Below are 13,752 nucleotides of genomic sequence, written 5' to 3'. Positions count from 1 at the left end.
GCGAACTATCGGAAAGTGAAACAGAGACCCGGCGTGGCCGGACTCCAATATGGAACATGCTATTTGCGAGGGGGTGACATGGACATGTCACCCCACTTTTTTGGCCGCTCGCCACCGTTTATCTTTTTCCATGATTGTTGCTCATCGCAAGAGCCGCAGAGGGCAAGGCAATAACAAGGCAATAAAAAGAGGGCCGCAATAGCGGCCCTCTGTCTCATCTGCCCGGTGGATTAACCGGCCTTGACGCTGCGGCGACGCTGCAGCCAGACGATCGCCCCGAACAGCAGGAAGCCCGGGATCCACATCCACTCCTTGGTCCAGCGCTCGGTCGGCGCCTTGACGGTGAGGATCTCCTGATCGAACTCCAGTCCCATGGTGGCGGCCGGGCTGCCAAAGGCGACGTTGTCGATCAGCGTCTTGCCGTCCTGCTCATAGAGGCTGAGCCCCAGATTGGCCAGCCGCTCTTCGCCATTTGCCCCATCCGGTACGGCGACCAGCAGGGTGAACTTGCGTGGCTTGCCCACGGCATCTTCACCGAGGATCCGCAGCCGCAGGGTGCTCTCCGCCTCCACTTCACCCATGGTTTGGGCCAGCTGGGCAGGCGGGGTCTCGCGATAGGGGTCGTGCACCATGTCCATCCAGAAACCCGGGCGGAACAGGGTAAAGGCGACCAGCAACAGCAGCACGCTCTCGTACCAGCGGCTCTTCACCAGGAACCAGCCCTGAGTGGCGGCGGCGAAGATCAGCATGGCGATGGTCGCCACGATGAAGATCAGCACCCCGTGGGCGAAGTCCACGTCGATCAGCAGCAGATCGGTGTTGAAGATAAACAGGAACGGCAGCGCTGCGGTACGCAGGCTGTAGTAGAACGCGGTGATCCCGGTCTTGATGGGATCGCCCTTGGAGACAGCGGCTGCCGCGAAGGAGGCCAGCCCCACCGGTGGCGTCACATCCGCCATGATGCCGAAGTAGAAGACGAACAGGTGCACCGCGATCAGCGGCACGATCAGCCCGTTTTGCTGCCCCAGCGTCACCACCACCGGTGCCAGCAGGCTGGACACCACGATGTAGTTGGCGGTGGTGGGCAGCCCCATGCCAAGGATCAGGCTCAGCAGGGCGGTCAGCAGCAGCATCAGCAGCAGGTTGCCCATGGAGAGGAACTCCACCAGATCAGCCAGCACCAGACCAACCCCGGTCTGGGAGACCGCACCCACGATAATCCCCGCGGTGGCGGTGGCAATGCCGATACCGATCATGTTGCGGGCACCGGCGACCAGCCCTTCCCGCAGATCCACCACGCCGTCAGCGACGGTTCCGTAGTCGTGCTTGCCGTCCTTGCGCAGCCAGTTGAGCAGCGGGCGCTGAGTCAGCAGGATGATCACCAGCATCACGGTACCCCAGAAGGCCGACAGCCCCGGCGAGAGGCGTTCCACCATCAGGCACCATACCAGTACTACCACCGGCAGCAGGAAGTGCAGGCCGGAGAGCAGCACGGCGCGGGTGTTGGGCAACTCGGTGAGCGGCTTGTCGGGATCTTCGGCAGGCAGCGGTTCATTGCTGGCGGCGATCTTCAACAGAACCACATAGGTGGCAGCCAGCAGTACCGAGATCCCCGGCAGAGCGTAGTCACCCAGTGCAGGTTTGAGCCAGCCGAGGCCATAGTAGACCGCCAGTGACAGGCCGCTGATGAGGGCCGCGCCAAAGGCAAAGCCGGTCAGGCGGCGCAGCCAGGGTTTGGGTTGATGGTTGCCGATGGGCTGCATGCCCAGTTTCAGCGCCTCCAGATGGACGATGTAGAGCAGCGCTATGTAGGAGATGGTGGCAGGCAGGAAGGCGTGCTTGATGATCTCCACATAGGGGATGCCCACGTATTCGACCATCAGGAAAGCCGCAGCCCCCATCACGGGTGGCATGATCTGGCCGTTGACCGAGGAGGCCACTTCGACCGCCCCCGCTTTCTCTGAACTGAAGCCCACCTTCTTCATCATCGGGATGGTGAAGGTGCCGGTGGTCACCACGTTGGCAATCGACGAGCCGGAAATCAGACCGGTCAGGCCGGAGGCGACCACTGCTGCCTTGGCCGGGCCGCCGCGCAGGTGACCGAGCAGGCTGAAGGCGAGCTGGATAAAGTAGTGACCGGCACCGGCCCGCTCCAGCAGGGCACCGAACAGCACGAACAGAAACACGAAGCTGGTGGAGACGCCAAGGGCAATGCCGAACACCCCTTCGGTGGTGATCCACTGGTGGTTGGCCAGCGCGGTAAAGCCTACTCCGCGGTGTGCCAGCAGTCCCGGCATCCAGGGGCCCGCCAGGCTGTAGATCAGAAAGACGATGGCGATGACCGCCAGTGCTGGCCCCAGGGCGCGGCGCGCCGCTTCCAGCAGCAGCGGAATGCCGATGCAGGCGGTCACCAGATCGGCGGTGGTGAGGGTGCCGGGACGCAGCGCCAGTGCTTCATACATCACAAACAGGTAAGAGGCGGCGCCAGCAGCGATCAGACCGAGGGCGATATCGCCGAGGGGAACCCGATCCCGCGGCGAGGAGCGAAATGCCGGGAACACCAGAAAAGCCAGCAACAGGGCAAAGGTGAGGTGAATGGAGCGGGTTTCGGTGTCATTGAGTACGCCAAACCCCACCATAAAGGGGAGTGGCGAGGCGATCCAGAGCTGGAATAGGGACCAGGCCAGCGCCAGTGCTGTGATGAGCCAGCCCATGATGCCCAGCGGCAGGCGAGCGCCCACATCCTGGGCGATCAGTTCCTCGGTAGAGAGTTGTTTATCTTGCATAGGGTTAACTTGTGCCAACGAGTACAACAAGAGCGACACCCGCCCCCGCAATCAGGCGGCAGACGGGTGTCGAAGAGAGTGACAAAGGCCCCGGGGCCTTCAATCAGAGCCAGCCGCGCTCTTTGTAGTAGCGGGCAGCCCCTTCATGCAGCGGTGCAGAGAGACCTACCTTGATCATGTCGGCCTCTTTCAGGTCGGCAAAGGCAGGGTGCAGGCGCTTGAAGCGATCCAGGTTGTCGAACACCGACTTGACCAGCTGATAGACCACTTCCGGATCGGTTTTGGCGCTGGTGGAGAGCACCGCTTTGCCACCGATGGAGGGGGTCGGCTTGTCGCTGCCCTTGTAGATGCCGCCCGGGATCTCGGCCTTGCTGTAGTAGCTCTTCTCGGCCAGCAGTTTGTCGATGTCGGCGCCGGTCACAGGTACCAGAACTGCATCTGTGGTGGTGGAGGCTTCCTGAATGGCGCCGTTCGGGTGACCGACGAAGTAGCTCATGGCGTCGATGTTGTTGTCACCGAGGGCGGAGGCCTGTTCGGCCGGTTTCAGCTCGGAGACCAGACCGAAGTCACCCTTCTTCCAGCCTTTGACCGCCATGATCTCTTCCATGGTGTCACGCTGGCCGGAGCCCGGGTTGCCGATGTTGACGCGCTTGCCTTTCAGGTCGTCGAAGCTGGCGATCTTGGCATCGCGGCGAGCCAGGATGGTGAACACCTCGCTCTGCAGGGAGAAGACGGCGCGCATATCGTCCATGGCCCCTTCGGCCTGAAACGGTGGCAGTCCCTTCATCGCTTTGAACTGGTGGTCGGATTGCATGATACCGAAGTTGAATTCACCGCTGCGGATGCCGTTGACGTTGGCAACACCACCGCCACTGGCCGGGGCGTTGCACTTGATTTGGTGATCGGCGGCGCCGCGATTGAGGAAGCGGCAGATGGACTGGCCAGCGACATAGTAGACGCCGGTCTGACCGCCGGTGCCTATGGTCACGAAGCGCTCCTGCGCTTGTACCGGACCACCGAATGAAACACCGACCAGAGCCGCCGACAGGGCGCATGCCAAAGTTAATCCTTTCATTTTTTCTCCCTTTTCTTTGATTTTGTTTATCCGATCCCCGGATAAATTGATGGCAATCCCGTTCTGCGCCGGGCTTGCCCGCTCTTCTCGTTGCGCGAAAGCGGGGGAGTTGATCACCCCCTTTCCGGCAGTCACCCTCATCCTGTGGTGAGGCTACCGACCTCCTGTCGGTCGAAGATAAATTGGCCCCTGAGGGGCCAAATAAAAAGTTGCAAGCACTCCGATTAAGCACATTCACCCAACATAAATCAAACGAAATGGCAAAATCACGGAGTTTAATCTTGAGAAACATGACCTTGATCATTCATTTTCTAGCCGAAGATTAATTTGATATGAAGGGAAATGGAAGAGGGAAAAACTAGGATGGGATTCTTATGCGGCCCTTGTGTGACAAGGGCCGGAGTCATGAGAGATCAGTTGGCCGGGGTGGCCAGATCCAGGATAAAGGCGTATTCCAGCGCGATATCCTCGTAGGCTTTGAAGCGGCCCGACTTGCCGCCGTGGCCGGCGTCCATGTCGGTGTTCAGTAACAACTTGTTATCATCTGTCTTCAGTTCGCGCAGCTTGGCGACCCACTTGGCGGGCTCCCAATATTGCACTTGCGAGTCGTGCAGCCCGGTGGTGACCAGCAGGTTGGGGTAGGCTTGCGCCTTCACCTGATCGTAGGGGCTGTAGCTCTTCATGTAGTCGTAGTAGCGCTTCTGGTTCGGGTTGCCCCACTCGTCATACTCCCCGGTGGTGAGGGGAATGGACTCGTCCAGCATGGTGGTAACCACATCGACGAACGGCACCTGCGCCACCACGCCGCGATAGAGTTCGGGCGCCTGATTGATGACCGCCCCCATCAGCAGGCCACCGGCGCTGCCGCCCATGGCGTAGACCTGATCTTTGGCACCGTAGCCTTGCTCCACCAGCGCCTTGGTGACATCGATAAAGTCATTGAAGGTGTTCTGCTTTTTCAGCAGTTTGCCATCTTCGTACCAGTGACGGCCCAGCTCTTCACCACCCCGGATATGGGCGATGGCGTAGACGAAGCCTCTGTCCAGCAGGCTCAGGCGCGAGCTGCTGAAGTCGGGATCCATACTGGCGCCGTAGGAGCCATAGCCATAGACCAGCAGCGGATTCTTGGGCGCATCAGCCTGCTCTTTCTTGAACTTGTCCTTGCGATAGACCAGCGACACCGGCACCGATACGCCGTCGCGGGCGGTCACCCAGAGCCGCTCGCTGGCGTACTGGTCGGCCTTGAAGCCGGCCACCGGCTGCTGCTTGAGCAGGGTGCGCTTGCCGCTCGCCATATCCAGCTCATAGGTAGAGGCGGGGGTGGTCATGGAGGAGTAGCCATAACGCAGGGCGCTGGTATCCGGCTCCGGGTTGTAGGCGAGCCAGGTGACATAGGCGGGATCGTCGAAGGCGATCTCCTTCTCGTCACCGCTCTGCCAGTTGATCTGGCGCAGTCGGGTCAGCCCCTTGTTGCGCTCTTCCAGTACCAGCCAATCCTTGAACAGGGCGTAGCTCTCCAGCAGCACGTCCGGATTGGGGGCAATCACCGCCTTCCAGCGATCGACCGGGCTCTCCTTGGTCTCGTAGAGGCCGAAGTTCTTGCCATCCTTGTTGGAACGCACATAGAAGCGGCCGCGGTAGTGATCCAGGCTGTATTCGTGATCCACCTGACGGGGCAGGAACAGGCGGGGGGCGTGCTCCGGCTGGTTGGCATCGATCAGCCGCGCTTCGCCTGTGGTGGTGCTGGAGAGGGCGATGACGATGAAATCTTCCGAGGTGGTGGCGTAGAGGCTGATGTAGAAGGAGTCATCCTTCTCTTCATAGACCAGCTTGTCCGTGGCCGGATCCGTCCCTAGCCTATGGCGATAGACCTGATAGGGCAGCAGGGTCTGCGGGTGCTTGCGCACATAGAAGACGGTCTTGTTGTCGTTGGCCCACACCAGATTGCCGGAGGTATTTTCCAGTTTGTCGGTAGCCCACTGACCGCTCTCCAGATCGAGGAACTGGATCTGGTACTGACGGCGGGAGAGGAAATCTTCCGCCACCGCCAGCCAGCGGTTATTGCGGCTCACCTCAAGGGCGCCGAGGGCATAGAACTCGTGCCCCTCGGCTCGCAGGTTGCTGTCGAGCAGCAGACTCGCCTGCTCTTCACCGAGCTTGGTGCGCGAATAGATCCCGTACTCCTTGCCCGGCTCATAGCGGGTCTGGTAGCGGTAGCCATTTTTCACATAGGGTACCGACTCATCCTGCTGGGGGATGCGGGCGACCATCTCTTTGTAAAGCTGCTCGCGCAGGGGTTGGGTCGGCTTGAGCATGGCCTCGGTATAGGCGTTCTCGGCCTTGAGATAGTCCAACACCTCGGGCTTCTGCCGCTCGTCGTCACGCAGCCAGTAGTAGTTGTCGATGCGGGTATCCCCGTGTTTTTTCAGAGTGCGGGGATGTTTGGCGGCCACGGGCGGCTGGATTGGATGTTCGCTTGTCAGCATGGCGGGCTCTTCATTGGCATAAGTGGGGGGGAGAACTGTCAGAAAGGCTAGCAGCAGAACTCCTCGGGAAAAGGTAAACATGTCGCATCCTTGGCGCTGGAAAGGGTTGGTAGACCTGAGCATCGGCTCCATGAATTGGCGTTAAATCTGCCCCTTGTTGCCGGTGGTTGCAAGCAATCCCTTGTTATTGCAGGAAATGTAATCAAAAAAAGCCGCTATCTCACGATAGCGGCCCTCTTTCTGGCCATGAGCGGCAAGAGTCCGCTCAGGTGTGCCTCACATGATATGGGAGTGCCCTCTCATGACCAGTTTTCGTCAGCCTGGGTAGCTCGACCAGCGGTTGGTCGCGCCCTCGTTGCTGATACTCAGTACCTCATAGGGATGGCCCGGAATATCCATGCCCGGCGCACTCTGGGGCATGCCCGGAATGGTCAGGCCACGGATCGCCGGTTTTTCCCTGAGCAGCTTCTGCACATCGGCGGCCGGTACATGCCCCTCGATCACATAGCCATTTACGATACCGGTATGGCAAGAAGCCAGTTCCGGCGCGATACCGTATTGCTGCTTCACTGCGCCGAGCTGTTCGGTTTCGATGACCTCCAGTTCGAAGCCATTCTGCTCCATGTGCTCGTTCCAGCTTTGGCAGCAGCCACAATATTTGGATTTGTAGACGGTCATCTTCTCGGCCGCGAGGGCCGAAAAGCTGACGGTACCGGCCAGCATGGCCAGTAACAGGGGTTTGTACATCACTCACCTCAGATTGAAAGAAAAGATGCCCGATACGGGATGCGTTTCAGGTCTGGGGGCGTGGGGGACGTTCGAGCCGCTCGCACGGAGCTTCCGGCATATAGAGAGAGGGGGAGGAGAAGTCGGGACTATCCGGTTCCAGCACCGCCACCATCAGGCTGTCGCTGGCCAGCAGCGTCATCGAAAGTGCTGTGGTGAAGCTGCCGCAGGGCATCGCTTTTTCCAGCGAGCGTTCGCTCTGGCTGCAGTGGGTGGTCAGGGTACAGAGGTCGGTTGCGGCCCGGCTGCCAAACGACATCAACACCAGCACCAGACTCCACAGGGGGAGCCAGCGACGGGCGTGAGCGAGTTGGCGACGGGTGAGAACCATGGAATGACTCGAAAATAACAAGGGGCACATGGTAACCCTGTGCCCCGGGGGAGGGTCAAGCCCTCCCCATGGTGTCAGTCAGCTGGATTCAAGGTTGCTGACGGGTCGCCGCCAGCACGATCTCGCGCACGCAGACGTTGGCAGGCTGGTTCCAGGCGTAGAGCACGGCATCGGCGATCACTTCCGGCGCAATGACGCCACCCATCTGATCTTTCCAGTCGTGGTAACCGGCCTTGATGCTTTCGTCAGTGGTATGGCTGAGCAGCTCGGTCTCGACCGCACCCGGGGCTATGGTCACCATCCGCACGCCCACATCGGCCACCTCTTCCCGGATGTTCTCGGTCAGGGCGTGCACTGCGAACTTGGTGGCGCAGTAGGCAGCATGGTTCGGGAAGGTCTTGCGACCGGCGATGGAGCTGATGTTGATGATGGTGCCGCTGCGGCGCTCCTTCATGCCAGCCAGTACCGCGTGGACGCCGTTCAGCACCCCCATCACGTTGATGTTGAGCATCTGCTGCCACTCGGCGGGATCCTGCACATCGGCCTGACCCAGCAGCATGACGCCGGCGTTGTTGACCATGCAGCCCACCGGGCCAAATTTGGCTTCTGCCTGCTGAACGGCGGCCTTCATGGCGGCGGTGTCGGTCACATCGACCCCGATGCAGAGGGTATCGGGCAGGTTCAGGGCCTGCATCGGCTCGACCCGACGTGCCAGCAGCAACAGCGGATGACTGGCAGCAGAGAAGGCTCGGGCGATGGCGGCACCGATCCCGGCGGAGGCGCCGGTGATCACGACGAGAGATTTGGACATGGGTCTTTCCTTCTGATTCAAGAGTCGGTTTGAGCAAACGGGTGGCTGGCCAGCACGGAACCCAATCACTATAGTCACTGCATCTATAAGTGATAAATATTGTTTTCCGCTGGTTATCATCTGAAAAAACTATGGTTGGGCTTATGCTGGATCTGAGATTGCTGCGTTTCTTCATCGCTATCTATGAAGAGAAGAACATCACGGCGGCGGCCGAGCGCTGCCACGTCAGTCAGCCCTCCCTCTCGGCGGGGCTGCGCCAGCTGGAAGAGGCGCTCGGTGACAGCCTGTTTGTCCGGGGCAAGAAGGGGGTGGTGGCGAAAGATCCGGCCCACTATCTCTATCCTCACGCGGTCAAGCTGGTGGAGGAGGCGCGCCGTCTGCCGGAGTTGTTTCGCCAGAAGGCGACGCGTGCGAGGCTCAATATCGCTATCATGCCGGACTTGAGTCGCCGCCGGGTGGCCGGGCTGCTGCAGCAAGTTCAGCGCGTGTTGCCGCAGCTGGATCTCACCCTCTCCGACTACACCACGCCCGCCGACTGCCGCTTGACGCTGGATGCCTTGCGCCGGGAGGACGAGATCTTCCTGCCGCTCTGGGAGGAGGATTATGTGCTCTGCGTGCCGGTCGACACCCCTTGGCAAGCCGCGAAAGGATCGAGCTGGCCGAGCTGCAACATTATGATTTTATTGAGTGCCCGCCCTGCGAAGCCCATCAGCAGACTATCGGCCTGCTGGCCTGTGACCGGCTTACCCTCAATCTGGTGGCCAAGGCCGAGAGCAAGGGGCTGGTGATGGCGCTGGTGCTGGCGGGGGTCGGCATCAGTTTTCTGCCGGACGGGCTGGTCGAGGATGAGGCGGGGCTCTGTACCCTGCCGGTGAGCGGACCGCGGATGTTTCGCCGGATCGGGCTCTGCTATCCCGCCCACCAGACCCTCAATCCGGCGCTGCGGGAGCTGATCCCCGAGTTGGCAGGCTATGGCGCTTCCTGATAAGGTCGCTCTCCTGTGCACCTTTACGATGCAGCTCCCCAGACTCCCCTTTTCTGTTTACCTCGCCTTGCACCGCAAGGCTTTGTTCGGGTGATGTGGTCATGAAACGCATTCTGGTTATTTTTTCCCATCCCGCGTTGCAGAGCTCGCGGGCCAACAAGCAGCTGTTGCAGGCGATTGAGGGGCTGGAGGGGGTCAAGGTTCACGACCTCTATCAGCACTATCCCGACATGTTTATCGATGTGAAGCGGGAGCAGGCGCTGCTCTCTGAGCACGATATCATCGTCTTTCAGCACCCGTTTTACTGGTACTCCTGCCCGGCCATCATGAAAGAGTGGATGGATCTGGTGCTGGAGTATGGCTACGCCTACGGCCCCGAAGCCCACGCCCTCAAGGGCAAGCAGTGGCTGAGCGCCATCACCACCGGCGGGGCGCCGGAGTCCTACTGCAGCGAGGGGTACAACAGCCGACCGCTGCTCGATTTTCTGCTGCCATTTCAGCAGGCGGCCACCTTGTGCGGCATGAACTGGCTGCCCCCTTTCGTGCTGCACTCCTTTCACAAGATCAAGGATCCCGCCGCCCTGCGCCGCTGTGGGCAGGACTACCGTCAGCTGCTTTGCGCCTTGCGTGACGATCAGCTGACTCCGGAGCAGCTGGCCGGGCGTCCTTATCTGCGCGACTTGCTGGAGGTGCTCTGATGACACACGGGCAGCTTGTTGGCCGAGCTCATGAGCCGGATCAGATGTTCATGCGGAGGGCCGACTGATGGGCCACGGGATCCTGTTTGATGCCTTTATCTACCTCTCCGCCGCCGTCATCGCGGTGCCGCTGGCCAAGCGCTGGGGGTTGGGCTCGGTGCTCGGCTACCTGCTGGCGGGGATCATCATAGGCCCCTTTCTGCTGGGGCTGGTGGGGGAGCAGAAGGATGTGATGCACTTCGCCGAGTTTGGCGTGGTGCTGATGCTGTTTCTGGTCGGTCTTGAATTGCGTCCGGCCCTCTTGTGGCAGCTGAAGGGGCCGATCCTCGGCACCGGCGGCCTGCAGGTGCTGCTCACCACGGCGGCGCTGACCGGCGTGGCGCACCTGATCGGTCTACCTCTACAACAGGGGCTGGCTATCGGACTCATTCTGGCGCTCTCCTCCGCCATCGTTCTGCAGAGCCTGCAGGAGCGCAAGCTGATGCAGAGCGAGAGCGGTCGCTCCGCCTTTGCGGTGCTGCTGTTTCAGGATATTGCGGTCATTCCGATCTTGGCGATCCTGCCGCTGCTGGCCATGGCGCCGGTCGCCAGTAATGGTGGCTCCGAGCTGGCGGGTTGGCAGCATGGTCTGCTGGTGGTCGCGGCCATCTCCGGCATCGTGCTGGGTGGCCACTACCTGATGCGGCCGGTATTTCGTGCCATCGCCCAGTCCCATATGCGGGAGATCTTCGTCGCCGCTGCTCTGCTGCTGGTGATCGCCATCGCTGTGTTGATGGAGTCGGTGGGGCTCTCACCCGCTCTTGGCTCTTTCCTCGCCGGGGTGGTGCTGGCCGATAGCGAATATCGCCACGAGCTGGAGGCCGACATAGAGCCGTTCAAGGGCTTGCTGCTCGGCCTGTTCTTTATGTCGGTGGGGGCGGGGATCGACTTCGGACTGTTTGCCGAGCACCCCTTCCTGATACCCACTCTGGTGGTTGGCCTGATGGTGCTCAAATGGCTGGTGTTGATGGCGCTCGGCTTCATCATCCGCATCTCGCCGAGTCAACGCTGGACCTTCGCGCTGGCGCTCGCGCAGGGGGGCGAGTTTGCCTTCGTGCTCTTCTCGTTTGCCGCCCAGAACCGGGTGCTGCCCGGCGAGACCATCTCGCTGCTGACGCTGGTGGTGGCGCTCTCGATGGCGCTCACCCCGCTGCTGCTGATCCTCAACGATCGGGTGATCCAGCCCTGGTTCGATTACCGTAACCAGAGCGACGCACCGCAGCATGAGCAACCTGAGCTGGTGGAGCATCCGGTGATCATCGCGGGCTTCGGCCGCTTCGGTCAGATCGTGGGGCGTCTGCTGCACGGTCACGGCATCGGTACCACCATCCTCGAGCAGGATGCTAGCCAGATAGAGACCCTGCGCAAGTATGGCTATCAGGTCTTCTATGGCGATGCCAGCCGGATCGATCTGCTCCATGCCGCAGGGGCGCACAAGGCGAAGCTGCTGGTGCTCTCCATCAACGATCCGGCTACCTCGCTGGCGGTGATCGAGATGGTGCAGAAGCACTTCCCGCACCTGAAGATCCTGGCGCGAGCTCTGGATCGACCCCATGCCCACGAGATCCTGCGCCACGGGGTCGAGAGCGTTCACCGGGAAACCCTGGGCTCTGCGGTCGATCTGGGGGTGGAAGCCCTGACCCAGCTTGGGTTTAGGGCCAACCAGGCCTGGCGGGCGGGGCAGACCTTCAAGCAGCACGATAACTGGCTGTTGCGCGAGCAGGTCAACTATCTGGACGACGAACACACTTATATCAACAAGAGCCTGCAATACCGGGAGATCCTCTCCGATCTGTTGCAAGACGACGAGGAGGGGCAGGAGCGTATCCATGCCCACAACTGGAATAGCGGGCTACCCGACGACGACAAGGAAGCAAAATGATTGCCTATTACCCCATGTTCAAACACCTGCATATGACGCTGGCGCTGGTCAGTCTGCTGCTCTTTATCTATCGCTGGAGTCTGGCGCTGGCCGGCAGCGATCGGTTGCAGCAGAAGTGGCTGAAAATCCTGCCGCATATCAACGATACCTTCCTGCTGCTGTTTGGTGTGTTGCTGGCGGTGGCCTTGCAGTTGAGCCCCGGCCAACAACCCTGGCTGATGGCCAAGCTGATTGCACTGGTGCTCTATATCGGTCTGGGTGTGATGGCACTCAAACGCCCGGCCCGCGGTCAGAAGCTGGTGGCCGGTGTGGCGGCACTGGCGGTGTTTGGCTACATGGTCGGTGCGGCCATCACCAAGTCAGCCTGGTCGTGGCTGATGTGAGCAAAAGGGGAGAGTCATGCTCTCCTCTGAAATCATATTCTGAGATGAATTAATTAATCGGAGTTTTATGCTAACAATAAATCGCAACATAGAACTTTCATTTGAGGGATTTTTGGCTAATTTTAGCCTCTAGCGGCTCCTTTTTTGAGTGTATTGTCTTTATAAATCAATTGTTTAGTGTGTTTTGTATGAAAATGGCGACAGTTGTCGCAGCAAAACTTGCGACATAGACTGTCGCAAGTCACGACTAGCATACAGTCAACGCTAAACCAGTGAAGGCAAGCACCATGAGCAAGAAGCTGTTACGACAACTGACCTTGGCGCGTTGCATCCCGCACCGCCCTTACAAGCTGACCGCCAGCCAACTCCAGGTAAAACTGGAAGAGGAAGGTATCCACGTCAGTCTGCGTACCGTGCAACGGGACCTGGAGGAGATGTCCGGCATGGGACTGTTCGACCTCACCTCGGACGAGCGCAGCAAACCCCATGGCTGGTGCTTCGAGCGCCACGGCCTCAACGACTTTGCCAATATCATGCCGCTCTCGCTGGCGGTGGCCCTGAAAACCTGGAGTGATCAGGCGAGCCAACTGTTGCCGGCGAGTGTACTGACCGAATTGAACCCGCTGGTCGACAAGGCGAGCCAGGTTATCCGTGACAGCCAGAGTGAACTGGCCGAGCGCTGGCTGGAGAGTGTCCACCAGTCACCGCGCCCGTTTGCCGGCAACCCGGAGATCCGCCGCAGCACCCTGATTCGCGATGCGCTCTGGCGTGGTCGCAAGTTCAGTGCCGAGATCCAGCGCGTGATCAAAGAGCGCACCGTGTGGCTCTGCTACGACCGTATCAACCCGCTCGGCATTCTCAATCAGCCGGACGGTCCGATCCTGCTCTGCACTCTGTCCGAGCTGGATCCCAAGGTCTACGGCATCCCGTTTGACCATATCAAGAACGTGGAACTGACCAACTTCAGCGCCACCCAGCCTAAGGATTTCAATATCCAGAAGCTGATCCGCGATCAGGGCTATCAGGATGTGAGCGGCCCGATCCGCTTCGTCGGCCGGATCGATGCCAACAGCCAGTCGCTGGTGGATAACCAGATCCCCGGCAATAATCCGCGCATGACCCGCTATGACAAGCGCGCGCGTGGTGGTGGAGACTGAAGTGCAGGACACCCCGGAGTTTCGCAGCTGGTTGAACAACATCGGCGGTGAACTGGAGGTGCTGGCACCAGAATCGTTGCGCAAGGCCTATCTCAATCCGGCCAACCGCTTGAGCTGATTAAAAAATTGGAATGTTAAAGAGTCGAGCCTGGTCTCGGCTCTTTTTTTGCGGTTTTTTTAAGCATATTTATTCAACTAATTTTTAAGTCTTAACGTCAGGATTGAACCGTTTTCCTGCCCCGTTTTCGGGGGCGAAACCCGTGTAAGAGATCTGCCATAGCGACTGTAAGAGGCTGGCGCTTTGAGCCGTACGCGAAGCCATGCCAGAATGAT

At 60.0% G+C, this 13,752-nt stretch carries 9 protein-coding genes and 2 pseudogenes; 5 read left to right on the top strand and 6 right to left on the bottom strand.

The annotated features are described in order from the left end of the window. Positions 1 to 230: 230 nt before the first annotated feature. The 6 genes from ACTG27_RS14830 to ACTG27_RS14805 form a co-directional block, all read right to left on the bottom strand. Positions 231 to 2,786 (bottom strand): TRAP transporter permease, encoded by a 2,556-nt coding sequence (locus tag ACTG27_RS14830; protein ID WP_439979897.1) that lies wholly within the window; start codon positions 2,784 to 2,786, stop codon positions 231 to 233. 103 nt (positions 2,787 to 2,889) lie between these two features. After that, positions 2,890 to 3,861, bottom strand: coding sequence for a TAXI family TRAP transporter solute-binding subunit (locus ACTG27_RS14825; protein ID WP_005339950.1), 972 nt, complete (start codon positions 3,859 to 3,861; stop codon positions 2,890 to 2,892). A gap of 413 nt (positions 3,862 to 4,274) precedes the next feature. After that, complete coding sequence (locus tag ACTG27_RS14820; RefSeq protein ID WP_439979896.1) at positions 4,275 to 6,428, bottom strand: S9 family peptidase; 2,154 nt, start codon at positions 6,426 to 6,428, stop codon at positions 4,275 to 4,277. A gap of 234 nt (positions 6,429 to 6,662) precedes the next feature. After that, positions 6,663 to 7,094 carry a DUF411 domain-containing protein gene (locus tag ACTG27_RS14815; RefSeq protein ID WP_005339953.1) on the bottom strand — a complete coding sequence of 144 codons (432 nt, stop codon included), beginning with the start codon at positions 7,092 to 7,094 and terminating at the stop codon, positions 6,663 to 6,665. A 46-nt stretch (positions 7,095 to 7,140) separates the two neighbouring features. Then, positions 7,141 to 7,464 carry a hypothetical protein gene (locus ACTG27_RS14810; protein ID WP_439979895.1) on the bottom strand — a complete coding sequence of 108 codons (324 nt, stop codon included), beginning with the start codon at positions 7,462 to 7,464 and terminating at the stop codon, positions 7,141 to 7,143. Between the two features lie 88 nt (positions 7,465 to 7,552). Continuing rightward, entirely contained in the window at positions 7,553 to 8,275 is a 723-nt protein-coding gene (locus tag ACTG27_RS14805; RefSeq protein WP_439979894.1) for an SDR family oxidoreductase, read from the bottom strand. A 143-nt stretch (positions 8,276 to 8,418) separates the two neighbouring features. Here ACTG27_RS14805 and ACTG27_RS14800 point away from each other — a divergent pair. From ACTG27_RS14800 to ACTG27_RS14780, 5 genes and pseudogenes are all read left to right on the top strand, one after another. After that, positions 8,419 to 9,260: pseudogene (locus ACTG27_RS14800) on the top strand (LysR family transcriptional regulator). A 101-nt stretch (positions 9,261 to 9,361) separates the two neighbouring features. Next, positions 9,362 to 9,958, top strand: coding sequence for a glutathione-regulated potassium-efflux system oxidoreductase KefF (gene kefF, locus ACTG27_RS14795; RefSeq protein ID WP_042081420.1), 597 nt, complete (start codon positions 9,362 to 9,364; stop codon positions 9,956 to 9,958). Positions 9,959 to 10,025: 67 nt separating this feature from the next. Beyond that, positions 10,026 to 11,879 (top strand): monovalent cation:proton antiporter-2 (CPA2) family protein, encoded by a 1,854-nt coding sequence (locus tag ACTG27_RS14790; RefSeq protein WP_439979893.1) that lies wholly within the window; start codon positions 10,026 to 10,028, stop codon positions 11,877 to 11,879. Beyond that, the gene (locus tag ACTG27_RS14785) at positions 11,876 to 12,262 is read left to right on the top strand and encodes a SirB2 family protein (RefSeq protein WP_042081419.1); all 387 of its coding nucleotides are present in this window, start codon (positions 11,876 to 11,878) and stop codon (positions 12,260 to 12,262) included. Before ACTG27_RS14790 ends, ACTG27_RS14785 begins: the two co-directional genes overlap by 4 nt. 287 nt (positions 12,263 to 12,549) lie before the next feature. Beyond that, positions 12,550 to 13,537, top strand: a pseudogene (locus tag ACTG27_RS14780) (helix-turn-helix transcriptional regulator). Positions 13,538 to 13,752: the final 215 nt, after the last annotated feature.

It is taken from the genome of Aeromonas sp. 97A, from assembly GCF_051919185.1.
Taxonomy (GTDB): Bacteria; Pseudomonadota; Gammaproteobacteria; order Enterobacterales; family Aeromonadaceae; genus Aeromonas; species Aeromonas veronii.
Note: the sequence above shows the minus strand (reverse complement) of the source record. Positions and strands in the feature narration are given on the sequence as shown.

What these genes read in the sequence shown, in the direction of transcription:
- ACTG27_RS14790 (WP_439979893.1), top strand. Translation starts at nt 10,026, where the DNA reads ATGGGCCACGGGATCCTGTTTGATGCCTTTATCTACCTCTCCGCCGCC.
- ACTG27_RS14820 (WP_439979896.1), bottom strand. Translation starts at nt 6,428, where the DNA reads ATGTTTACCTTTTCCCGAGGAGTTCTGCTGCTAGCCTTTCTGACAGTT.
- ACTG27_RS14815 (WP_005339953.1), bottom strand. Translation starts at nt 7,094, where the DNA reads ATGTACAAACCCCTGTTACTGGCCATGCTGGCCGGTACCGTCAGCTTT.
- kefF (WP_042081420.1), top strand. Translation starts at nt 9,362, where the DNA reads ATGAAACGCATTCTGGTTATTTTTTCCCATCCCGCGTTGCAGAGCTCG.
- ACTG27_RS14805 (WP_439979894.1), bottom strand. Translation starts at nt 8,275, where the DNA reads ATGTCCAAATCTCTCGTCGTGATCACCGGCGCCTCCGCCGGGATCGGT.
- ACTG27_RS14785 (WP_042081419.1), top strand. Translation starts at nt 11,876, where the DNA reads ATGATTGCCTATTACCCCATGTTCAAACACCTGCATATGACGCTGGCG.
- ACTG27_RS14810 (WP_439979895.1), bottom strand. Translation starts at nt 7,464, where the DNA reads ATGGTTCTCACCCGTCGCCAACTCGCTCACGCCCGTCGCTGGCTCCCC.
- ACTG27_RS14830 (WP_439979897.1), bottom strand. Translation starts at nt 2,786, where the DNA reads ATGCAAGATAAACAACTCTCTACCGAGGAACTGATCGCCCAGGATGTG.
- ACTG27_RS14825 (WP_005339950.1), bottom strand. Translation starts at nt 3,861, where the DNA reads ATGAAAGGATTAACTTTGGCATGCGCCCTGTCGGCGGCTCTGGTCGGT.